The organism is Paraburkholderia sp. TE9906 (genome assembly GCF_056279605.1).
Window position 1 is genome coordinate 765,065 of sequence record NZ_JBWCCT010000001.1, and the last position, 22,148, is coordinate 787,212.

Below are 22,148 nucleotides of genomic sequence, written 5' to 3' on the forward strand. Positions count from 1 at the left end.
ATGCCCCCCTCCCCGCTCGCAGGCCAGCACGCCGTCGTCACCGGTGGCGGCAGCGGCATCGGCGCGGCCGTCGCGGAAGCACTGTTGCGCGCTGGCGCACGCGTTACCTTGATGGGCCGCAACGTGCAGCGGCTCGCGATGCAGCAGGAAAAATGCAACGCGCTGGGCGACGTGACGTATCTCGGCGTGGACGTGACGCAGGAAGCGTCGGTCGCGAACGCATTCAGCCAGGCGGGTACGATCGATATCCTCGTCAATAACGCGGGTCAGGCGCAAGCCGCGCCGTTCATGCACACCGACATGGCGCTGTGGCAGCGCATGCTCGACGTGAACCTGACCGGCGTCTTTCTCGGCACGCGCGCGGTATTGCCCGGCATGCTCGAACGCGGACATGGACGCATCGTCAACGTCGCGAGCACGGCGGGGCAAATCGGTTACGCGTACGTCGCCGCGTATTGCGCCGCCAAACACGGCGTGATCGGTCTTACGCGTTCGCTCGCGCTTGAAGTCGCGACGAAGGGCATCACGGTCAACGCCGTGTGCCCCGGCTACACGGAAACCGAACTGCTGCACGCATCGCTCGAACGGATCACCAGCAAGACCTCGCGCACCGAACAGCAGGCGCGCGAAACCTTGCTGCGCTCGAATCCGCAACATCGCTTCGTGAGTCCCGAGCAGGTCGCCAACAGCGTGCTGTGGCTGTGCCAACCCGGCTCGGATGCCATCACGGGGCAATCCATTTCCATCTCCGGTGGAGAAGTAATGTGACCAGGTCATCGAACACGAAAAAGCCCGCTGCGACGGGTGAAACGAAGCCGACACGCAAAGGCGTGGCCAAACCCGCGGAGAACGTCGTGGACCTCGAAATGAGCACTGGCGCGGACAGTCACATGGGCTTGCGCCTGTGGTTGCGCATGCTGACCACGACGAACCTCGTGCAAGCCGAGTTGCGCAAGCGTCTGCGAAACGAATTCGACACGACGTTGCCGCGTTTCGATCTGATGGCGCAGCTCGAACGTCATCCCGAAGGGCTGAAGATGACGGAACTGTCGCGGCGCTTGATGGTGACGGGCGGCAACGTCACCGGCATTACCGATCAGCTCGAAAAAGAAGGGCTGGTATCGCGCGACACGGACCCGAACGATCGCCGTTCGATCAGCGTGTGTTTGACGCCTGTCGGCCGCAAGGCGTTCGACAAGATGGCGGCCGCGCACGAGCAATGGGTCGTCGAACTGTTCGGCGGGCTGAGCCTCGAGGAAAAGTCGCGCACACATCAACGGCTTGGGAAACTCAAGCAACATTTGCTCGACAGTCTGAAAGATTGAGACTGTCTGAGAGATTGAAACGTACCGAACCGCAGGAGACACCATGACACGATCCAACGCCGACGCACTGCTGGCCGGCAATCGCCTGACACTCGCCGGTTATGAGGCGCGCCACTTCGGCTGGTCGGTGACCAGCAAGGTCGCAACCATCACGCTGAACCGCCCCGAGCGCAAGAACCCGCTCACCTTCGAATCGTACGCAGAGCTGCGCGACCTGTTCCGGCAACTCGCCTATGCGACCGATGTGAAAGCGGTCGTGATCCACGGCGCGGGCGACAACTTCTGTTCCGGCGGCGACGTGCACGACATCATCGCGCCGCTCATCGACCTGCCGATGCCCGAACTGCTGCTCTTCACGCGCATGACCGGCGATCTCGTCAAGGCCATGCGCCATTGCCCGCAACCCATCATCGCAGCCGTCGACGGCGTCTGTGCCGGCGCGGGCGCAATTCTCGCGATGTCCTCGGACATGCGCCTCGGCACCGCGCGCAGCAAGCTCGCCTTCCTGTTCTCCCGCGTGGGTCTCGCGGGCTGCGATATGGGCGCTTGCGCGATCCTGCCGCGCATCATCGGCCAGGGCCGCGCCGCCGAACTGCTCTTCACGGGCCGTTCGGCAAGCGGCGATGAAGGCCACGCGTGGGGCTTCTACAACCGCCTGTGCGAACCGGCCGCCCTCGTCGAAGAAGCGCAGAAGCTCGCCGCCGATCTCGTCGCCGGTCCGACGTTCGCGCACGGCATCACGAAGACGATGCTGCACCAGGAGTGGAGCATGAGCATCGACGAAGCGATCGAATCGGAAGCGCAGGCGCAGGCGATCTGCATGAGCACGCGCGATTTCGAGCGTGCATACAGCGCGTTCGCCGGGAAGTCGCGTCCGGTGTTCGAAGGAGACTGAGTTGAGCGTCGATAACACACTGGATTGGCATAGCGCGCTCGCGTGGCCGTTCTTCGAGCCGCGTCATCGCGAACTGGCCGCCGGCATCCAAGCATGGTGCAGCGCGAATCTCGGACACGAAGATCACGCAGACACCGACGCAACCTGCCGGCGCCTCGTGCGTGAACTCGGCGCCGCGGGCTGGTTGAAATACGGCGTAGGCGGCGTTGCCTACGGCGGCCACGGCGACACGATCGATACGCGCGCCGTGTGCCTGCTGCGCGAAACGCTCGCCAGGCACTCGGGCCTCGCCGATTTCGCGCTGGCGATGCAAGGCCTCGGCTCGGGCGCGATCTCGCTCGGCGGCACGCATGAACAGAAGACCCGCTATCTGCCGCGCGTTGCAAACGGCACGGCGCTTGCCGCGTTCGCGCTGTCGGAACCGGAAGCGGGCTCGGACGTCGCCGCGATGGCACTGTCCGCCCGGGAAGATGGCGACGCCTACGTGCTCGACGGCGACAAGACGTGGATCTCCAATGGCGGCATCGCCGACTTCTACGTCGTGTTCGCGAGAACCGGCGAAGCGCCGGGCGCGCGCGGCATCAGCGCATTCATCGTCGATGCCGATACGCCCGGGCTCGACATCGCCGAACGCATCGACGTAATCGCGCCGCACCCGCTCGCGCGGCTGCACTTTGCAGACGCTCGCGTGCCGCGCAGCCAGATGCTCGGCGCACCCGGTGAAGGCTTCAAGCTCGCCATGCGCACGCTGGATATTTTCCGCACGTCGGTCGCGGCCGCGTCGCTGGGATTCGCGCGTCACGCGATGGCCGAAGGTCTCGCGCGCGCCGCGTCACGCAAGATGTTCGGGCAGACGCTCGGGGACTTCCAGCTCACGCAGGCCAAGCTCGCGCAAATGGCGTTGACCATCGACAGCAGCGCGTTGCTCGTCTATCGCGCCGCATGGCTTCGCGATCAGGGCGAAAGCGTCACACGTGAAGCGGCGATGGCGAAGTGGCACGCCAGCGAAGGCGCGCAGCAGGTGATCGACGCCGCCGTGCAGCTCTTCGGCGGCATGGGCGTGCAAAGCGGCACCGCCGTCGAGATGCTGTATCGCGAGATTCGTGCGCTGCGCATTTACGAAGGCGCGACGGAAGTGCAGCAGTTGATCATCGGCCGCGATCTGCTGAAGGCGCATGCCGCCGCCGCGGAGCAACGCTGATGAGCGCGACCTTCGAAAGGCCCGTGCGCATCCGCTTCTCGCACTGCGACCCGGCGGGCATCGTGTTCTTTCCGCAATATCTGGTGATGACCAACGCCCTGGTCGAAGACTGGTTCAACGAAGGCCTGCACGTCGACTACGCGCACATGATCGCGCAGCGCCGGGTCGGCTTGCCGATCGTCAAACTCGACTGCGAATTCTCACGGCCGAGCCAGATGGGCGAAACGATCGCGCTGACGCTGAGCGTGAGCGCGATTGGCCGGCGCTCGATCAGCATCGACATCGTCGGCCATTGCGGCGGCGAAACCCGCTTTCGCGCGAAGCAGGTGCTCGTGACCACGTCGTTCGACAGCGGCAAATCCATCGACATTCCCGCCGACATCGCGAGCGCGCTCGCGAAGTTCGCACCCCAAACCGAATCCATCGAGGCGCATCGCTCATGAAACAGGCTCTCCTTCCCGCTGGCTGGATCAAACCGCGTGGCTACGCGAACGGCGTCGCGGCCCACGGCACGCAGGTCTTCATTGCCGGCCAGATCGGCTGGGACGAACAGGCGACATTCCAGACCGCCGACTTCGCCGCGCAAGCCATTCAGGCGCTCAAGAACGTGGTGGCCGTGCTGCTCGAAGCAGGCGGCCAACCCGAGCACCTCGTGCGAATGACGTGGTATGTCACCGACAAACGCGAGTATCTCGCGGCGCTGAAAGATATCGGCCGCGCGTTTCGCGAGCTGATCGGCAACTACGACATCGCAATGAGTGCGGTGCAGGTCGTCGCGCTGATCGAGGACGAAGCGAAAGTCGAGATCGAAGCGACCGCGGTGATTCCGCAGTAAGCATCGAACGAACGCAGCCCACGCCACTACTCACGCCAACCGAAGCGCATTTAGCCGGCTCAACGCCCGGGAGACCCAGATGGAACCGTCAGCACACGTTGATACTTTCGCGCGCGACAATCTTCCGCCGCAGGAGCAATGGCCCGTCTTCCTGCTCGACAACCAGGACGTGGCCTACCCGGCGCGCCTGAACTGCGCGACCGAGCTGCTCGAGCGCACCATCGAAGCGGGCCATCGCGACCGTCCGGCGATCTGGTCCGATGTGGACGGCGCGCCGCGCGCCACCACCTATGGCGAACTGCTTGCGCTGGTCAACCGCAGCGCGCACGTGCTGGTCGATGAAATGGGTTTGCAACCAGGCAACCGCGTACTGCTGCGCGGGCCCAATACGCTGCAGATGGCCGTCGCCGCGCTCGCCGCGCTGAAGGCCGGACTGGTCGTGGTGCCGACCATGCCCTTGCTGCGTGCGAAGGAACTGAAGCAGATCATCGACAAGGCACAGATCAGCGCGGCATTGTGCGACGCGCGCCTGACCGAAGAGCTGGCACGCTGCGCGAATTCGCAGGACGAGTTCTACTGCGCGAGCCTGAAGCAAACGCGCCTCTTTCACGACGACGCCGCCGATTCGCTCGACACCCTCGCGATCAACAAGCCCGAGCACTTCACCGCGTGCGACACCGCCGCCGACGACGTCTGCCTGATCGCCTTCACCAGCGGCACGACCGGTGAGCCGAAGGGCTGCATGCACTTTCACCGCGACGTGCTGGCGATGTGCGATCTGTTCCCGCGTCACGTGCTCAAGCCGTCGTCGAGCGATGTGTTCTGCGGCACGCCGCCGCTCGCGTTCACGTTCGGCCTCGGCGGCCTGCTGTGCTTTCCGCTGCGGGTGGGAGCATCCACGGTGCTGATCGAGAAGCTCACGCCCGAGACCTTGCTGCAAACGGTCGAACGATTTCACGCGACCATCATGTTCACCGCGCCGACCTTCTATCGGCAAATGGCGCCGCTCGTCGCGCGTCATGACCTGTCGAGCCTGAAGAAGACCGTGTCGGCAGGCGAAGCGCTGCCCGATTCCACGCGGCGTCTGTGGCGCGACGCGAGCGGCATCGACATGATCGACGGCATCGGCGGCACCGAGCTGATCCATATTTTCATTGCCGCGCAGGGCGAGGAGATTCGTCCGCACGCAATCGGCCGAGCGGTGCCGGGCTACGTCGTGCAGGCCGTGGATGACGCAATGCAACCGGTGCCGCCCGGCACGATCGGCAAACTCGCGGTGCGCGGCCCGACCGGCTGCCGCTATCTCGCCGACGAGCGGCAAGCGAAGTTCGTGCGCGATGGCTGGAATCTGCCGGGCGATTCGGTGTATCTCGACGCGGACGGCTACGTGTTCTACCAGGCACGCGCCGACGACATGATCGTCTCGGCCGGCTACAACATCTCCGGTCCCGAAGTGGAAAGCGTGCTGCTGCAACACGACGCGGTGGCCGAATGCGGCGTCATCGGTCTGCCGGACGAGACGCGCGGACAGATCGTCAAGGCGTTCGTCGTGCTCAACCCGGGCTATGCCCCGGATGACAAACTGGTCGCGCAATTGCAGGATTTCGTGAAAAATAGCGTGGCGCCGTATAAATACCCACGCGTCATCACATTCGTCGATGCGTTGCCGCGTACTGAAACCGGCAAGCTCAAACGCTTCGAGTTGCGCACGATGGCGTAACCCACACTACAAGATTGGAGGCATACCGCATGGCTGGCTCTTTCATCGAAGTCGTCGCCCAGGATGGCGGCCGTTTCAACGCCTACGTCGCGCGTCCGGCGCAAGGGTCGGGCCCGGGGCTCGTCCTGTTGCAGGAGATCTTCGGCGTCAACGACTCGATGAAGGCCACCGCCGAGCGCTACGCTGAGGAAGGTTATGTGGTGCTGGTGCCCGATCTGTTCTGGCGCATCAAACCGGGCATCGAGCTCGGTTACAGTGAAGCCGATATGCAGCAAGCGCTCGGCTATCTCGGGCAGTTCAACGTCGACCTCGCTGTGGACGACATCGCCGCGACCATGGCCACATTGCGCACGCTGCCCGAACAGGCCGGCAAGGTCGGCACGGTGGGCTACTGCCTCGGCGGCAAGCTCGCGTTCCTGAGCGCGGCGCGCACCGATGTCGACTGCGCGGTCAGCTACTACGGCGTAGGCCTCGACGCGCATCTGGACGAAGTGTCCGCCGTGCGCTGCCCGATGGTGTTCCATTTCCCGGAGAATGACGCGCACTGCCCGCCGCAAACGCGCGAGCAGATCAGCGCCGCCCTGCGCACGCGTGCGCAAATCGAGCAATACGTGTACCCCGGTTGCGATCACGCGTTCGCGGCGCCCGCACGTGCGCAGTACGACAAGCCCGCCGCGATGATGGCGTATTCGCGCACACTCGCGCTGCTGCGCAAAGTGCTGGGCCCGGTCTACGATCTGAACGCGTTGTGGGAAGCGCACTGCTACCACGAGTTCGCCACGCGCGACGTGGACGCGGTCATGCCAACCATGGTCGCCGAGCCCTACGTCAATCACGTGCCGACGATGACCGGCGGCGTCGGCCATGACCGGCTCAAACGCTTCTACACGCATCACTTCGTCAACTCGAATCCGCCCGACACGAAGCTGATCCCGATTTCACGCACGATCGGCGCGGACCGCATCGTCGACGAGTTCGTTTTCAGTTGCACGCATAGCTGCGAAATCGACTGGCTGTTGCCGGGCGTCGCACCGACCGGCAAGTATTTCGAAGTGCCGATGCTGGCGGTGGTGTGCTTCCGTGGCGACAAGCTCTATAACGAGCACATCTATTGGGATCAGGCGTCGGTGCTGGTGCAGGTGGGCCTGCTGAATCCCGAGGGACTGCCGGTGGCCGGGATCGAAAGCGCGCGCAAGCTGCTCGATGAAACCTTGCCGTCGAATCAACTGATGGGCAGCAAGGCGCAGGTCTGATTCGTGCCGGTGGGCAGGGGCCACGAGGTGCGACTAGAGTCACACCTCGGCACAACATCCCTATGATCTGAAGCTCCACTGTCCAACGCCCATCGACCCATGCTCACCGTCCATCATCTGAACAACTCCCGCTCGCAACGCGTGTTATGGCTGCTCGAAGAACTCGGCGTGCCATATGAGATCAAGCGTTACGAGCGCGATCCGAAAACGATGCTGGCGCCGCCCGAACTGCGCGCGGTCCATCCGCTCGGCAAGTCGCCGGTGATAACCGATGACGGCCTCACCATCGCCGAGTCGGGTGCGATCGTCGAGTATCTGGTCGGCAAGTACGGTGAGGGGCGTTTCGCTCCGGCGCCCGGCACGCCCGAACGGCTGCGATACACGTACTGGCTGCACTATGCGGAAGGCTCGGCCATGCCGCCGCTGCTGCTGAAGCTGGTGGCGCTGCGCATTGCCAGCGCGCCGATGCCGTTCTTCGCGAGGCCTATCGCGCGCAAGATCGCAGCGACGCTGCAAGCGAGCTTCGTCGATCCGCAACTGAAATTGCACCTTGGCTATATCGACAAGGAACTGAGCGCAACCGGCTGGTTCGTCGGCAACGACTTCACCGCCGCGGACGTGCAGATGAGCTTCCCGCTCGAAGCCGCGACGGCGCGCGGCGGGTTGAACGGCCAGATTCCCGCGATAGCGGGCTTCCTGCAACGCATTCACGCGCGGCCGGCCTATCAGCGCGCGCTCGACCGCGGCGGCAAGTACGACATACTCGGCGGCGACTGACGCGGCTCGCGGTTTGCAGACCCGGGGTTTCGTAGTGTGCCGCGAAACGCGCGAGTGCTAGACTCAAAAGCTCATTGGCTTCGACGAATTCGCGCCGCCGGTGTCCACCCCGGCGGCGGCACATCCGGCAACGGCTCACATCCTCGAATCCGCTGGATTCCGCCCCGAACCGAGCCCGCTCGATCGCGGCACAGGAGCGCCCGCATGACCCATCATTCCATTCACGGCAAGCAACGCTGGCTGGCGCTCATCGTGCTGTGCCTGGGCGTCTTGATGATCGTGCTCGACACCACCATCGTCAACGTCGCGCTGCCGTCCATCGCGGCGGACCTCGGCTTTACCGAAACTTCGCTGGTCTGGGTCGTCAACGCCTACATGCTCACGTTCGGCGGCTGTCTGCTGCTCGGCGGACGGCTCGGCGATCTGTATGGACACCGCAAGCTGTTCCTCGGCGGCATTACGCTCTTCACGCTGGCGTCGCTCGCGTGCGGCATGGCGAACTCGCAAATCCTGCTCGTCGCCGCACGCGCCGTGCAGGGTTTGGGCGGCGCCATCGTTTCGGCCGTGTCGTTGTCGCTGATCATGAATCTGTTCACCGAACCCAGCGAGCGCGCAAAAGCCATGGGCGTGTACGGCTTCGTCTGCGCGGGCGGCGGCAGCATCGGCGTGCTGCTCGGCGGCCTGCTCACCAACCTGCTGAGCTGGCATTGGATCTTTCTCGTCAACCTGCCTATCGGCATCGCCGTGTACGCACTGTGTGTCGCGCTACTGCCGTCCGCGCGCGGGCACGCGCACGGCGAGCGGCTCGACGTGGCCGGCGCGGTCACGGTCACCGCGTCGCTGATGCTCGCCGTCTACGCGGTGGTCAACGGCAACGAAGCAGGCTGGACCTCGGCGCAAACGCTCGGCTTGCTGTTCGTCGCGCTCGCGTTGATGGCCGCGTTCCTGACGATCGAAGCGCGGGTCCAACATCCGCTGATGCCGCTCGGCCTGTTCCGGCTGCGCAATGTCGCGACCGCGAATGTAGTTGGCGTGCTGTGGGCCGCCGCGATGTTCGCCTGGTTCTTTATCTCCGCGCTGTACCTGCAGCGGGTGCTCGGCTACCGGCCGTTGCAGGTCGGGCTCGCGTTCCTGCCCGCCAATCTGATCATGGGATTCTTTTCGCTCGGCCTGTCGGCGCGCGTGGTGATGCGCTTCGGTTTGCGTCGTCCGTTAGCTGTCGGTCTGCTGGTCGCCGCGTGCGGTCTCGCGTGGTTCGCGCGCGCGCCGGTCGACGGCAGCTTCGTGCCCGACGTGCTGCCCGGCATGATCCTGCTCGGCTTCGGCGCGGGCATCGCGTTCAATCCGATGCTGCTCGCCGCGATGAGCGACGTCGATCCCGCCGATTCGGGCCTCGCGTCCGGCATCGTCAACACGTCCTTCATGATGGGCGGCGCGCTCGGCCTCGCGGTGCTCGCGAGTCTCGCCGCCGCGCGCAGCGACGCGCTGCAAGCCTCGGCCGGCGCGATAGCGGCGCTCAACAGCGGCTATCACGTGGCGTTTCTGTTCGGGGCGATTTTCGCGGCGGCGGCCGGCGTGCTCGGCGGCTTGCTGCTGCGGCCAGGCCAAGCCGGCGGTGCGGGCGCTCATGGCGCGCCGGCATCGTCGGACCCCTCGGCACCCCCGCGCGCCGCGGGCAACGAGGCGGCGACAGAAAACTACTGAGCCGCGCGCTGCGACGCGCAATCGAGCGGGACAGGGTGCAAAACCGCAAGCGCGATCAAACGACGCGGTTCACCGCAGGCTATGCTGGCTTCATGCTCACGTGAGAGCCGATATGAACCCGGTTGGAAAAGCGCTCTGGTTTATCGAAAGCCATTTTGCCGACGAGTTGACGCTCGACGAGATCGCCCGCTCTGGATGCGTGTCGCGCTTTCACATGGCACGCGCGTTCGAAGCGGCCACCGGGCGCCCGGTCATGCGCTACGTTCGCGCGCGCCGTCTGAGCGAAGCCGCGCGACGTCTCGCCGATGGCGCGCCCGACATCCTCGCGGTCGCGATCGACGCCGGTTACGGCTCTCACGAAGCATTCACGCGCGCGTTTCGCGAGCAATTCGGGCTCACGCCGGAAGCGCTGCGCGCGCGTGGCCAACTCGACCACCTCGCCATCGTGGAGCCGATCAAAATGGACGAAACCATTCTCACGCATCTGGAGCCGCCGCGCTTCGAAGACGGCAAGCCGTTTCTCGTCGCGGGTTTGAGCGAGCGATATTCGTGCGACACCAGCAAGGCAATTCCATCGCAATGGCAGCGCTTTGGCGCGTACTTCGGCAAGGTGCCGGGGCAAGTGGGCGGCGTGGCTTACGGCGTGTGCTACAACGCCGACGACGCCGGCAATTTCGACTATCTGTGCGGCGTCGAAGTCAGCGATTTTTCGGCGTTGCCGGAACAACTGAGCCGTGTGCGGATTGCCGCGCAAAGGTACGCGGTGTTCAGCCATCGCGAGCATATTTCGACGATTCGCCGTACGTTGAATACGATCTGGAATCAGTGGCTGCCGGCGTCGGGGCATGTGCCCGCGGATGCGCCGAACTTCGAGCGCTACGACGAGAAGTTCGATCCGGTCAGCGGCATGGGCGGGCTGGAGATCTGGTTGCCGTTGAAGAGTTGATTCGGCGCGGGCCGTTGCTGCCTGCGGTTCATTGCTAACGTCACGGCACTTTTCATCGACGGGCTCTCCGTGCGAAGCACGACTGCAAGAGCGGCGTTACGCTGACTCGGGCCGGGAGCGGCCCGATCATGAGACGAACCCACCGGTCAGCCGATCACACACCGCCCTTCGACAGGGTAGTTCGGGTCCGTATAGCCGGGCGTCGACGCATGGCCCGGGGGAACCAGGCTATCGACGAACTTTTCGTCGTCCGGTCCAAGTTGCAGTGTCAGCGCTTCGAGATAGCTGTCCCAGTGCGCTTCCGTACGCGGGCCCGCGATGGCGGAACTCACGAGCCTGTTCTTCAGCACCCAGGCAATCGCGAACGCAATCGACGTCGTACCGCGTTCAGCAGCATGCGCCGCCACTTTCTGCGCGATGGCCAGCGACTCGGGCCGCCACTCGGTCTGCTGGATACGTTTGTCGCCGCGCCCAGCGCGGGAGTCGGCGGGCGGCGCGCCGTCGAGCGCATATTTACCCGTGAGCACCCCACGCGCGAGCGGACTGTAGGGCACCACACCGATGCCATAGTGTCCGGCCGCGGGCATCAACTCGACTTCAGCCGTGCGATCGACCATGTTGTAGACCGGCTCGATCGCCACAGGGCGATCCATTCCAAGCTGATCGGCAAGGCGCACAATCTCCGCAATGCGCCAGGCGCGGAAGTTGGACAGGCCGAAATAGCGCACCTTGCCCTCGCGGATCAGATCGCCGATAGCACGCACGCCTTCCGCGAGCGGCGCATCGACGAGCGACCGATGGAAGTAAAGGACATCGATGTAGTCGGTGCCAAGCCGCCTCAGGCTCGCATCGACCGTCTGGAAAATCCACTTGCGCGATTGGCCCTGCTGGTTCGGACGCGCGTCAGCCGAAGCGGGATAGCCGAACTTCGTCGCGACGACCCAGTCGTCACGTCGTTGCGCAAGCGCGCGGCCGACGATTTCTTCGGAGCGCCCGGCGTGATAAACGTCGGCGGTATCCAGGAAGTTCACGCCCTGATCGTACGCCTTGTCGATAATCCGGCGGGACGTGGCCTCATCCGTTTCGCCGCCGAACATCATCGCGCCCAGACACAGAGGCGAAACCTTGAGGGCGCTGCGGCCGAGATATCGATAGTCCATCATCTTCTCCATGCAGGCCGGGCCTGCGGTTGCTATTGGAGAGATGATAGGCAAACGGCATCTAGCGATACAGTCCCTAAAACCGCAAAGCTTTATGAATGGCGATCATCAATGAAACAGGCCTTACTGTTTGGTGTCCTCGGGGCGGTAACGCAATGCGTCGATGACAACGGTCATCGCTCGCGAAAACTCCCGGCGATTCGCGTAGTACGCATGCAGACCGGGGAAAGTCGGACACCAGTCCTCCAGCACCCGGATGAGGCGCCCCGCCGCGACATGAGCCTGCACCAGATCAGCCGGCACATACGCGAGACCGCATCCCGACAAGGCCGCATCCAGCATCTGATAGGTTCCATTGAAAGCAAACTGACCTTCCACCCGCGCCTGAACCGCACGAGTGCCCTTTTTCAGTTCCCACGGATAAAAGCCGCCAAGGGTCGGCAAGCGGAGATTGATGCAGTTATGCGCGGTCAGGTCCTGCGGCTTTCGCGGCAATTCCCGCTCTGCCAGATACCCAGGCGAGCCGACGATCGCCATGCGCATATCCGGCGCAATGCGGACCGCGATCATGTCCCTGGCGACCTGATCGCCGTTGCGAACGCCGATGTCGTAACGATCGGCCACGATATCGGACAGGCCGTAGTCCGTCATGATCTCGACCTTGATCTCCGGATACTTGCGCAGGACTTTCGACAAGCGCGGCCACAGGACGGTTTTGGTCGCATAGTCGGTGGCGGTGATGCGAATGGTGCCCGCGGGTTTGTCACGAAACTCGGTCACGGCCGCCAGTTCGGATTCGATCTCTTCGAAACGCGGCGCGACGGTCAGCAGGAGACGCTCGCCCGCCTCGGTCGGCGCGACGCTGCGCGTGGTGCGGGTCAGCAGGCGCAGTCCGAGCCGGGATTCGAGTGAGCGAATCGTGTGGCTCAAAGCGGATTGCGACACGCCCAGTTGCGCCGAGGCCCGCGTAAAACTGCGCTCGCGCGCGACGGCGATGAAGGCGAGCAGGTCGTTATAGTTTTCGCGGCGCATTAATGAACTCGTTTCATAGGTGTTTGCCGATTTTAGCGTCTAGTCGCGAGAGGCCGCGAAAGTTAGATTGGTCAATGTCGCGAAACCTCGCTCGCGCCAACGTCGCACGGAAGCGGCTCATGGCGCGGCGGAGCATCGCAGGCTTGTCAGAAGAGACATTCGGGCAAGAAGGTCGTTTAACGCCGCCCGCGCGCCGCTGAGGGAAATGATCCATGAAAACTGTCGCTCTGGCGATGCTGGTGCTTTCTCTCGGTTTCGCGGGCTGCTCGCCAATCGAAAGGAAACCAGCTATGCAATCCGATTCCCATTCTCCCGCCAACGTGCTCGACGGCATGCGTGCGGTATCACCGGCCCTTGAACGCTATACGACCGAAGTCGTGCTGGGCGATCTGTGGAAGCGTCCCCAACTGTCCGCGCGAGACCGCAGTATCGTCACGCTTTCGGTCCTGATTGCACGCGATCAGAGCGCGGAGATGCCGTATTACCTCGACCTCGCGCTCGACAGCGGCCTCAAACCCAGCGAGATTTCCGAAATCATCACGCATCTGGCGTTCTACTCCGGTTGGGCGAATGCGACGTCGGCGGTGAAGGTGACGAATGCCGTCTTCGAGCGGCGCGGCATCACGGCGGCGCAACTCCCGCCCGCCTCCGGCGAGCTTCTCCCGCTCGACGAAGCCGCCGAAGCGCAGCGCGATAGAACGGTCGCGCAGAACTTCGGCTCAGTGGCGCCGGGCGTCGTCCAATTCACGCGAGACGCGCTGTTTCTCGACCTGTGGCTGAGGCCCGGACTCGCGCCGCGAGATCGCAGTCTCGTGACCGTCAGCGCGCTGGTTGCCGCGGGTCAGGTCGCGCAACTGACGTATCACCTGAACCGGGCCATGGATAACGGACTGACCCAGGCACAGGCTTCGGAAGTCATGACGCAACTGGCGTTCTATACAGGTTGGCCCAACGTGTTTACCGCGCTGCCCGTCGTCAAGGAGGTCCTGGAGAAGCGGCCCGGTTGACGGGTCGACCGGTAGTTGAAAGATGAATTGGATGCGATCGTCATTAACGAAGACCTGCCCGTTACACCGTTTTGCGAAGTCGAGGGGGTGGCGACCGACTGTCTGACGTTCAACTTTTGGAAAGGATCATTTCCTCGCGTCGGCGTCTTTTGTCGCGACCTTACCTGTCGCTCAAGCGCGTCAGGACGATGGTAGTCGGCTGGGCCCAGTAACAACCCAGCCGACCACTGCACGACTACGAATCGAAGTATCCCGTTGAGTTCAACGGCGTTTCATCTTGATCACACGCGAAATCTGCGCGAGCGTAAAGCTGGTGTTCTGCACGTATCTCGCATACTCCATCGGAGCAGTCAGCGATTCATCGGTGACGTATTCACCCACGTAACGGAATCGATCCGTCGCGGTTCGGATAAAAACAGGAATGGGGTCGGTCTGTCGCGCGAGCGTTCGACCGGCCGCTCGCGCAGCCGCGCTGCCATCGCACACGATGACTTCCGGTGCGTGCGGATTGAGATCCTGACGCAATCGTGCGGCAACGACCTTTCCGCCTTTCACCGCCAGGAATGCCTGTTTGCATCCTCCCGTCACCCGATGAATTTCTTCCCTCGAATACTCTTTGCCAGTTTCAAACATGATGTTGCTCCTAATAGTGACGCGTGGCTGTCAGGCAGCAGCGTCAAGCGGAGCGATGATATCGACCCTCAGCTAAATGCCTCGTAAAAAGCTCTGGATTCTTAATAAAAGCGGCATGCGAATGTCAAACCGGCGCACGGGCCGAGCTTCTGCAAAGGCGTGATCGTCGTCGCCCATAAAAGCATCGTTACCGGGCTCGCAACTCCACCGGCACACACTACACTTGGAAACGGATCGACCCTATTGATCGTCGGCGCGCCGCGTCGAGTCGAGCTTATTCACCCGTCACGGAGGAAGAATATGTGCCCGGTATTCGTCGATGTAGCGGAGCAAAAGCGCCTGAACGACTCGCGAGAGTCGCACGTACCGTGGAAGAAATGGGGGCCCTACCTCAGCGAGCGGCAATGGGGAACGGTGCGCGAAGACTACAGCGACAACGGCGATGCCTGGAACTACTTCACCCATGACCATTCGCGCTCCCGCGCCTACAAGTGGGGCGAAGACGGGCTCGGCGGACTGTGCGACGACCAGCAGCGGCTGTGCTTCGCGCTCGCGTTATGGAACGAGCGCGACCCGATACTGAAGGAGCGGCTCTTCGGCCTCACCAACAGCGAAGGCAATCATGGCGAGGACGTGAAGGAGTATTACTTCTACGTCGACAGTACGCCGACGCATTCGTACATGAAGTACCTCTATAAATATCCGCAGCGGGAATATCCATACCGGGATCTGGTCGAGACCAACCGGACGCGATCGCGCGAGGAGATGGAATACGAACTGCTCGACACCGGCATCTTCGACGACGACCGCTATTTCGACGTGTTCGTGGAATACGCGAAGGCCGCCCCGGAAGACGTCCTCGTGCGGATTACCGTGCACAACCGCGGACCACAGGCGGCGCGGCTGCAGGTTTTGCCGACGCTCTGGTTCCGCAACACATGGGCGTGGGGCGAGGACGATCGCAAGCCGTCGCTGCACGACGCGGGCGCCGGCGTCATTCGGGCCACCCATCATGATCTGGGCGAATACTGGCTCCATTGCGAAGGCGCGCCACAGACGCTCTTCACCGACAACGAAAGCAATGCGCACCGCCTGTGGAATCAGCCCAACACTTCGCCCTTCGTGAAGGACGCATTCCACGATTACGTGATCTCGGGACAGCGCGACGCCGTCAATCCCGCCGGTACGGGCACCAAGGCAGCGGCGCATTACACCTGCGACGTACCCGGCGGCGGCAGCGCGATCATCCGCTTGCGCCTCGCGCCATCCCGGCTCGATGGCGCCTTCGGCGACTTCGAACAGATCTTCGATAGCCGCCTCGCCGATGCGAACGAGTTCTACGAGCGCATTACCCCCAGATCGCTGACCGAAGATCAGCGCCGCGTGCATCGACAGGCGTTGGCGGGCATGCTGTGGGGCAAGCAGTACTACTACTTCGATCTCGAACTCTGGCTGCGCGAACACGGCAGTCACCCGTTGCTCGACTCCGCGCGGCGCGATGTGCGCAACACGGAGTGGTTCCACATGTTGAATGCCGACGTGATCTCCATGCCGGACAAGTGGGAGTATCCGTGGTACGCGGCCTGGGACCTGGCCTTCCACACGATCGCGCTCGCGCAGGTCGATTTCGACTTCGCCAAAGAGCAGTTGCTGCTGATGCTGCGCACCCTGTACGTGCATCCGAGCGGCCAGATTCCCGCCTACGAGTGGAACTTCAGCGATGTGAATCCGCCGGTCCATGCCGCCGCTACCCTTTGGCTGTACAAGTACGAGAAAGAACTGGGACGAGCCGACCCGCGTTTCCTCGAGCGCTCGTTCCAGGGGCTGATGCTCAACTTCAACTGGTGGGTGAATCGCAAGGACCCGACGGGCCGCAACGTGTTCGCCGGCGGCTTTCTGGGTCTCGACAACATCGGCGTGTTCGACCGCAGCGCGCAGCTTCCCACCGGCGGTTCGCTCGAGCAGGCGGACGGGACGGCGTGGATGGCGTTCTATTGCCAGACCATGCTGGAGATGGCCATCAATCTGACCGACTACGACCCGATCTACGAGGAAGTCGCGTTCAAGTTCGTGCAGCATTTCATGTGGATCGCCTACGCGATGGACCGGCGCGGTGAACACGAGGACGAGATGTGGGACGAGCAGGACGGCTTTTTCTATGACCTGCTGCGTCTTCCCGACGGAAAGACCCAACGCCTGAAGATCAGGTCGCTGGTGGGGCTGCTGCCGCTGTGCGCGTCGACGGTATTCGAAGCGCATTCCCTGACGCGCTATCCGAAGCTGGTGGAGCTGATCGCGCAGTTTCGCAAACGCTACCCCGAGCTGATCGCCCAGGTTGCCCCGACCGACGCGGGTTTCGTCGGCTACAACGAACGCAGGCTTCTGTCGATCCTGAACAAACGCAAACTCGAACGGGTGCTCGCGTACATGCTCGACGAGAAGGAGTTCCTCGGGCCGCACGGCATCCGTTCGCTCTCGCTGTATCACCTGGAACATCCGTACGTGATTCACCTCGGCGGGCAGGACTACACGGTGCAGTACCTGCCGGCCGAATCGAATACGGGCATGTTCGGCGGCAACTCCAACTGGCGCGGACCGGTGTGGATGCCGGTCAATCTGTTGATCGTCCGCGCGCTGGTGAACCTGTACGCCTTTTTCGGCGACGACTTCAAGGTCGAATGCCCGACCGGCTCGGGCCAGCACATGACGCTCTTCGAAGTGGCGCAGGAACTCGTGCGCCGCCTGACCAGCACGTTCCTGCGCGGTGCCGACGGCAAACGGCCGGTCTATGGCGGCACGGAGAAATTCCAGAACGATCCGCACTGGCGCGATCTGATCCTGTTCTACGAGTACTTCCACGGCGATAACGGCGCGGGACTCGGCGCCAGTCATCAGACGGGCTGGACGGGTCTTGTCGCACCGATGCTCGACCTGTTCGGGCGCGTCGACGCAAAAACCGCGCTGGAAACCGATCGCGGCCGCGTGATGTCCCGAGTCGTCAGGGAACAGGTGGGCGGAGAAGACAGCGGCCAGAAATGAGGAATGCAAATGTCCGACGTACGCTACCCGTCGCTGTACCAGATCAACACGCGCGTCTGGTTGACCGAGTTGTCTCGCGCGCTCGGCAGGCGCGCGACGCTCGACGATATTCCGGATACCGAACTGGATCGCCTTGCCGAGCTGGGCTTCGACTGGGTCTGGCTGCTGAGCGTCTGGCAAACCGGTCAGGTGGCCCAGGCGATCTCGCGGACGCATGCCGGATGGCGCCGCGAATTCGCCGATACGCTGCCGGATCTCGCGGACGACGACATCGCCGGCTCCGGGTTCGCAATCCAGGCCTACACGGTTCATCGTGATCTGGGCGGCGCCGAGGCGCTCGCCCGCTTGCGGCAGCGTATGCAGCAACGCGGCCTGAGGTTGATGCTCGACTTCGTGCCGAATCACATGGCGCCGGATCACGACTGGATCGACACGCATCCGGACTATTTCGTCCCCGGCAGCGAGGAGGATCTGGCCCGCGCACCGCACAACTATTGCCGGGTGGGGACGAGGAACGGGCCGCTGATACTCGCGCACGGCAGGGACCCCTACTTCGACGGATGGCCCGACACGCTGCAGCTCAACTACGGCAATCCGGCGTTGCAGCAGGCGATGATCGACGAGCTGAAAAGCATCGCCAGCCAATGCGACGGCGTGCGCTGCGACATGGCGATGCTGGTTCTACCCGAAGTGTTCGAGCGGACCTGGCGCATCCGCACCGAGCCCTTCTGGCCGAAGGCGACCGAAGCCGTGCGACGCGAGCATCCGCACTTCCTGTTCATGGCGGAGGTGTATTGGGATCTCGAATGGACGATGCAGCAGCTGGGTTTCGATTATGCCTACGACAAGCAGCTGTACGACCGCCTGCGCGAAACGCATGCACGACCGGTGCGCGAGCACTTGCACGCCGGGCTCGACTACCAGGACAAACTGGCCCGTTTCCTCGAAAACCACGACGAGCCCCGCACCGCAGCGACCTTCGATCCCGCCATGCATGAGGCAGGCGCCATCATCACGTTTCTTTCGCCCGGTTTGCGCTTCTTTCACCAGGGGCAGTTCGAGGGCCGCAAGAAGCGGATTTCGCCGCATCTGGTGCGCGCGCCGCAGGAACCCTTCGACGCAAGCCTGCAGGGGTTCTACGAGAAGCTGCTGACGGTGCTGCGGCAGCCGGTCTTCCGGGACGGCACGTGGAGCCTGATCGAACTCGTGCCGGCGTGGGACGGCAATTGGACTTCGGATTGCTTCATTGCATGGTGCTGGCAGCGGGACGACGGCGAACGGCGGCTCGTCGTGGTCAACTACGCCGGCAACCAGAGCCAGTGCTATATCCGAATTCCGTTTGTCGACTTGATCGGCCGCAAGGTGCGGCTAAGAGACTTGATGGGATCGGCGAGTTTTGATCGCGATGGCAACGAAGTCGCCTCGCGTGGCCTCTATCTGGATCTGCCGCCTTGGGGATATCACGTCTTCGAGCTGACTGCCGCATGAAGCGCTCGGCGCCTGAACAGGAAACAGACGTCCGCCATCAGGGATTCCGCCTAAAGATAGTTGCGCCGATAACGCAAATGCTATCGGCCCATACAGTTTCGGCATTGGAGTCGAAACGCTTCCGTCCGTACACTTGCCATTCAGCACTTACGTAAGCGGGCGTCGCGCAACGTGAGGCAGGCAACCCTAACGATGAATGGCCGCCCAAGGCCATCTGGACGGAGACACGCGTTGGACAAACCCACCCTTTCCGTATCGGCCACCGCGACGCAACCCGCTCGCATCGGCTACCGCTGGCATGTCCTGTTCTGGCTGCTCGTCGGCGGGATCATCAACTATCTCGATCGTGCAAGCCTGTCGATCGCCGCACCCGGCATGATTCAGGAACTTGGCCTGACGCGCACCCAGATCGGACTGCTGGGGAGCGTGTTCGCGTGGACCTATGCATTGATGCAACTGCCCGCAGGATGGTTGATCGATCGATTCGGCGCGAAGCGTGCGTACGCGCTCGGCATGATCTGGTGGAGTGTCGCCACCTGGTTGACCGGTGTGGTGGGTTCGATCTCCGCATTGCTGGTGATGCGCGCGTTGCTTGCCGTCGGCGAGGCGCCTTGCTGGCCGACCGCGGCAAAGATCACCGCGGCGTGGTTCCCGGCCAAAGAGCGCGGTTTCGCGACGGGCATCTGGGACTCGTCCTCGAAGTGGGGACCCGCGCTCGCGCCCGCCGTGCTCGTCGCGCTGATGATCGCGTTCGGCTGGCGCTCGCTATTTCATGTGACGGGTGCATTCGGGATCGCGTTTGCGCTGCTATTTCTCGTGCTGTATCGCAATCCACGCGACAGCAAACGTTTATCGAAAGGGGAACACGCGTATATCGAGGCGGGCGGCGGCGGTCACGAGCGCTCGCTGGCGAGTTCTTCACTCAAGTGGCGCTGGCTATTCGTGCGCCGCAGCGTGTGGGGCATGATTCTCGGCTATTTCTGCGTGATCTGGCTTTGGAACATCTTCCTCGTGTTCCTGCCTCTGTATCTTCTCGATCGCTTTCATATCTCGTTCGCGCAACTCGGCGTCGTCGCGGGCATTCCCTGGGTGGGTGGTGCGCTGGGCGAGATCGCGGTCGGCTATCTGGCGAAGAAGCTCGTCGATCGCCAGCTTGCGTCGCCGATCGGCGCGAAGCGGGCATTGATCGTGTGCTGCGCGGTGGGTGCCGGCGTGTGCGCGATGGCGCTGCCCTTTTCCCATTCGCTGAATGTGACGCTCGTGCTGTTCACCGTAGGCCTCGCATTCCTTGCCGCGATGATCGGCTCGGCATGGGCGCTCGCGGCAGATATCGCGCCGTCGTCGATGGTTGCGTCGGTGAGCGCGATCCAGAACTTCGGCGGCTATTTCGGCGGCGCGTTTTCGCCTCTCGTCGCGGGCTTTATCGTCGACACGACGGGCTCTTATGCGCTCGCCTTCATTTCGGGCGGCATCATCGTCGCATGTGCGGCGCCGTTCTACTGGTTCATGGCTCGCAAGCCGATCGTTGAAGATATCACCGTGCCGGAAGGCTGACACTTCAGCATGGCGCCATCGGATTTTGTGCATAGCGGCGGCGCTCACTAGGGCAATCATGGGGCGGCGCTCCATCGGCGCATAACGTGTGCTTCGCGCGCGCAGCAATCGCGGCGAAGCACACGGCCTCATACTTTCGATGCCACTGCCGGCGGCAATGCAGCCAGCCTCAAATACTCGACACCGTCCGCGAACGCCAACGTCGACTGACGTCCATCGCGCAGCCGAACACTGATCGTCCGATCACGCTCATCGCGCGAGCCCAGCACGACGAGGATCGGCACCTGCTTCTCGCGCGCGTCGACGATCTTTTTTTCCAGACGCTCCGGGCGGCTGTCGAGCAGCACTCTGATACCTGCGTCGTCGAGCGCTTGCATGACTTCTTCGGCGTAGGCGAGGTTTGCATCGCTAATCGTCGCGATCGCCACCTGTTCAGGCGCAAGCCATACCGGCAGCCAGCCTTCGTGATGTTCGAGCAGCATCGCGATGAACCGCTCCATGCTGCCGAGCACCGCGTGATGGATCATCACGGGCCGCTCGCGTTCATTGCGCTCGTTGACGAATTCCGCGTCGAGCCGCTCGGGCAGCACGAAGTCGAGCTGGATCGTGCCGCATTGCCAGCTTCTCGCGCGGCTGTCCGTCAGATGAAACTCCAGTTTCGGCCCGTAAAAAGCGCCCTCTCCTGCGCGCACGTCGAACTCCAGACCGGCCGCGCGCGCCGCCTTAGCCAGCGCTTCTTCCGCGCGATCCCACGTTGCATCGCTGCCCGCTCGCAATGACGGCCGCGTCGCAAGCGCAACCTTGAAAGCCGGAAAACCGAGATCCGCGTAAACGGCTCGCAACAGCGAACAAAAACGCCCCACTTCGGCTTCGATATGCGAATGCGCGCAGAACACATGCGCATCGTCCTGAACGAAGGCGCGCGTACGCTTCAAGCCTTCGAGCGATCCGGAAGGTTCGTCGCGATGGCAGGCGCCGAACTCGCTATAGCGAACCGGCAACTCGCGGTACGAGCGCACGCGCTGATTGAACACCTGCACATGGCAAGGACAGCTCATCGGTTTCAGACAGAGCGCGCGAGCTTCCTGCGCATCGTCGAGCGAATACATCGCCGCACCGAACTTCTCCCAATGCCCGCTCTTTTCCCACAGCGAACGCGCGAGCAATTGCGGCGTGCGAATCTCGCGAAAGCCGGCGCGCCGCATGCGCACGCGCACATACTCTTCCAGCACGCGATACAGCGCCCAGCCGCGCGGATGCCAGAAAACCATGCCGGCGCCCTCTTCCTGCTGATGGAAAAGGTCGAGTTTGTTGCCTAGTACACGATGATCGATGTCGTTCACAGTCCTGCTCCGTTTTCTCGAATACCGTCGATGAATGCCGCAAACGGAGGCTCAGAAATGCAAAGGCCCCGTCCGTTTCCGGCGGGGCCTTTGGTGGTTTGCCACTGCTCTTCTACTGCTAGCGCGTGCAACCTCCAGACGACCCGCCTGTGAAGGTGGTCGTCGTGGTGGGGACGGCAGCGAGGAAAATCGGGTGGAAGTCCATGGGCTCACAGTAAACCATCCTGCGACGGCGC

19 protein-coding genes are annotated in these 22,148 nt (G+C 63.2%); 15 read left to right on the forward strand and 4 right to left on the reverse strand.

The annotated features are described in order from the left end of the window. The 11 genes from ACZ9H4_RS03395 (at position 1) to ACZ9H4_RS03445 (ending at position 10,656) form a co-directional block, all read left to right on the forward strand. Positions 1-768 carry an SDR family NAD(P)-dependent oxidoreductase gene (locus ACZ9H4_RS03395; protein WP_476118279.1) on the forward strand — a complete coding sequence of 256 codons (768 nt, stop codon included), beginning with the start codon at positions 1-3 and terminating at the stop codon, positions 766-768. After that, positions 765-1,325: a MarR family winged helix-turn-helix transcriptional regulator gene (locus tag ACZ9H4_RS03400; RefSeq protein WP_408149606.1), complete on the forward strand. Its 561-nt coding sequence runs from the start codon at positions 765-767 to the stop codon at positions 1,323-1,325. The genes ACZ9H4_RS03395 and ACZ9H4_RS03400 overlap by 4 nt, the downstream gene beginning before the upstream one ends. A 43-nt stretch (positions 1,326-1,368) precedes the next feature. Next, positions 1,369-2,220, forward strand: coding sequence for an enoyl-CoA hydratase family protein (locus ACZ9H4_RS03405; protein WP_408154269.1), 852 nt, complete (start codon positions 1,369-1,371; stop codon positions 2,218-2,220). 1 nt (position 2,221) lies between these two features. After that, positions 2,222-3,421, forward strand: a complete 1,200-nt coding sequence (locus ACZ9H4_RS03410; protein ID WP_476118226.1) for an acyl-CoA dehydrogenase family protein — start codon at positions 2,222-2,224, stop codon at positions 3,419-3,421. Beyond that, positions 3,421-3,864, forward strand: a complete 444-nt coding sequence (locus tag ACZ9H4_RS03415) for an acyl-CoA thioesterase (RefSeq protein WP_476118227.1) — start codon at positions 3,421-3,423, stop codon at positions 3,862-3,864. The genes ACZ9H4_RS03410 and ACZ9H4_RS03415 overlap by 1 nt, the downstream gene beginning before the upstream one ends. Further along, positions 3,861-4,256 carry a RidA family protein gene (locus tag ACZ9H4_RS03420; RefSeq protein ID WP_476118228.1) on the forward strand — a complete coding sequence of 132 codons (396 nt, stop codon included), beginning with the start codon at positions 3,861-3,863 and terminating at the stop codon, positions 4,254-4,256. Before ACZ9H4_RS03415 ends, ACZ9H4_RS03420 begins: the two co-directional genes overlap by 4 nt. Positions 4,257-4,335: 79 nt before the next feature. Further along, a complete protein-coding gene (locus ACZ9H4_RS03425; protein ID WP_476118229.1) occupies positions 4,336-5,976 on the forward strand; it encodes an AMP-binding protein in 1,641 nt (546 codons plus the stop codon). Positions 5,977-6,005: 29 nt separating this feature from the next. Continuing rightward, positions 6,006-7,229, forward strand: a complete 1,224-nt coding sequence (locus tag ACZ9H4_RS03430) for a dienelactone hydrolase family protein (protein ID WP_476118230.1) — start codon at positions 6,006-6,008, stop codon at positions 7,227-7,229. 99 nt (positions 7,230-7,328) lie between these two features. Beyond that, a complete protein-coding gene (locus ACZ9H4_RS03435; protein ID WP_408154261.1) occupies positions 7,329-8,006 on the forward strand; it encodes a glutathione S-transferase in 678 nt (225 codons plus the stop codon). A gap of 204 nt (positions 8,007-8,210) precedes the next feature. After that, complete coding sequence (locus ACZ9H4_RS03440; protein ID WP_408149620.1) at positions 8,211-9,710, forward strand: DHA2 family efflux MFS transporter permease subunit; 1,500 nt, start codon at positions 8,211-8,213, stop codon at positions 9,708-9,710. Between the two features lie 112 nt (positions 9,711-9,822). Beyond that, positions 9,823-10,656 (forward strand): AraC family transcriptional regulator, encoded by an 834-nt coding sequence (locus ACZ9H4_RS03445; protein WP_476118231.1) that lies wholly within the window; start codon positions 9,823-9,825, stop codon positions 10,654-10,656. 146 nt (positions 10,657-10,802) lie between these two features. On the opposite strand, the gene ACZ9H4_RS03450 is transcribed toward ACZ9H4_RS03445, so the two are convergent. Beyond that, positions 10,803-11,816 carry an aldo/keto reductase gene (locus ACZ9H4_RS03450; protein ID WP_476118280.1) on the reverse strand — a complete coding sequence of 338 codons (1,014 nt, stop codon included), beginning with the start codon at positions 11,814-11,816 and terminating at the stop codon, positions 10,803-10,805. A gap of 123 nt (positions 11,817-11,939) precedes the next feature. Next, complete coding sequence (locus tag ACZ9H4_RS03455; protein ID WP_476118232.1) at positions 11,940-12,848, reverse strand: LysR family transcriptional regulator; 909 nt, start codon at positions 12,846-12,848, stop codon at positions 11,940-11,942. 290 nt (positions 12,849-13,138) lie between these two features. On the opposite strand from ACZ9H4_RS03455, the gene ACZ9H4_RS03460 reads away from it, so the two are divergent. After that, entirely contained in the window at positions 13,139-13,855 is a 717-nt protein-coding gene (locus ACZ9H4_RS03460) for a carboxymuconolactone decarboxylase family protein (protein ID WP_408149628.1), read from the forward strand. A gap of 261 nt (positions 13,856-14,116) precedes the next feature. On the opposite strand, the gene ACZ9H4_RS03465 is transcribed toward ACZ9H4_RS03460, so the two are convergent. Beyond that, complete coding sequence (locus ACZ9H4_RS03465) at positions 14,117-14,488, reverse strand: DUF6697 family protein (RefSeq protein ID WP_476118233.1); 372 nt, start codon at positions 14,486-14,488, stop codon at positions 14,117-14,119. Between the two features lie 300 nt (positions 14,489-14,788). Between ACZ9H4_RS03465 and ACZ9H4_RS03470 the strand changes: the two genes are divergently transcribed. The 3 genes from ACZ9H4_RS03470 (at position 14,789) to ACZ9H4_RS03480 (ending at position 20,569) form a co-directional block, all read left to right on the forward strand. Further along, positions 14,789-17,527 carry an MGH1-like glycoside hydrolase domain-containing protein gene (locus ACZ9H4_RS03470; protein WP_476118234.1) on the forward strand — a complete coding sequence of 913 codons (2,739 nt, stop codon included), beginning with the start codon at positions 14,789-14,791 and terminating at the stop codon, positions 17,525-17,527. Positions 17,528-17,536: 9 nt separating this feature from the next. After that, positions 17,537-19,015: an alpha-amylase family glycosyl hydrolase gene (locus ACZ9H4_RS03475; protein ID WP_476118235.1), complete on the forward strand. Its 1,479-nt coding sequence runs from the start codon at positions 17,537-17,539 to the stop codon at positions 19,013-19,015. 231 nt (positions 19,016-19,246) lie between these two features. Further along, positions 19,247-20,569 carry an MFS transporter gene (locus tag ACZ9H4_RS03480; RefSeq protein ID WP_476118236.1) on the forward strand — a complete coding sequence of 441 codons (1,323 nt, stop codon included), beginning with the start codon at positions 19,247-19,249 and terminating at the stop codon, positions 20,567-20,569. 128 nt (positions 20,570-20,697) lie between these two features. Here ACZ9H4_RS03480 and thrS read toward each other — a convergent pair whose 3' ends face one another. Beyond that, positions 20,698-21,948, reverse strand: a complete 1,251-nt coding sequence (gene thrS / locus ACZ9H4_RS03485) for a threonine--tRNA ligase (protein WP_408328121.1) — start codon at positions 21,946-21,948, stop codon at positions 20,698-20,700. Positions 21,949-22,148 lie beyond the last annotated feature (200 nt).

Bases quoted from the DNA above. Each gene is read 5' to 3' on its own strand.
- ACZ9H4_RS03395 (WP_476118279.1), top strand. From the start codon at position 1: ATGCCCCCCTCCCCGCTCGCAGGCCAGCACGCCGTCGTCACCGGTGGC.
- ACZ9H4_RS03405 (WP_408154269.1), top strand. From the start codon at position 1,369: ATGACACGATCCAACGCCGACGCACTGCTGGCCGGCAATCGCCTGACA.
- ACZ9H4_RS03415 (WP_476118227.1), top strand. From the start codon at position 3,421: ATGAGCGCGACCTTCGAAAGGCCCGTGCGCATCCGCTTCTCGCACTGC.
- ACZ9H4_RS03420 (WP_476118228.1), top strand. From the start codon at position 3,861: ATGAAACAGGCTCTCCTTCCCGCTGGCTGGATCAAACCGCGTGGCTAC.
- ACZ9H4_RS03425 (WP_476118229.1), top strand. From the start codon at position 4,336: ATGGAACCGTCAGCACACGTTGATACTTTCGCGCGCGACAATCTTCCG.
- ACZ9H4_RS03430 (WP_476118230.1), top strand. From the start codon at position 6,006: ATGGCTGGCTCTTTCATCGAAGTCGTCGCCCAGGATGGCGGCCGTTTC.
- ACZ9H4_RS03435 (WP_408154261.1), top strand. From the start codon at position 7,329: ATGCTCACCGTCCATCATCTGAACAACTCCCGCTCGCAACGCGTGTTA.
- ACZ9H4_RS03440 (WP_408149620.1), top strand. From the start codon at position 8,211: ATGACCCATCATTCCATTCACGGCAAGCAACGCTGGCTGGCGCTCATC.
- ACZ9H4_RS03445 (WP_476118231.1), top strand. From the start codon at position 9,823: ATGAACCCGGTTGGAAAAGCGCTCTGGTTTATCGAAAGCCATTTTGCC.
- ACZ9H4_RS03450 (WP_476118280.1), bottom strand. From the start codon at position 11,816: ATGGACTATCGATATCTCGGCCGCAGCGCCCTCAAGGTTTCGCCTCTG.
- ACZ9H4_RS03455 (WP_476118232.1), bottom strand. From the start codon at position 12,848: ATGCGCCGCGAAAACTATAACGACCTGCTCGCCTTCATCGCCGTCGCG.
- ACZ9H4_RS03460 (WP_408149628.1), top strand. From the start codon at position 13,139: ATGCAATCCGATTCCCATTCTCCCGCCAACGTGCTCGACGGCATGCGT.
- ACZ9H4_RS03465 (WP_476118233.1), bottom strand. From the start codon at position 14,488: ATGTTTGAAACTGGCAAAGAGTATTCGAGGGAAGAAATTCATCGGGTG.
- ACZ9H4_RS03470 (WP_476118234.1), top strand. From the start codon at position 14,789: ATGTGCCCGGTATTCGTCGATGTAGCGGAGCAAAAGCGCCTGAACGAC.
- ACZ9H4_RS03475 (WP_476118235.1), top strand. From the start codon at position 17,537: ATGTCCGACGTACGCTACCCGTCGCTGTACCAGATCAACACGCGCGTC.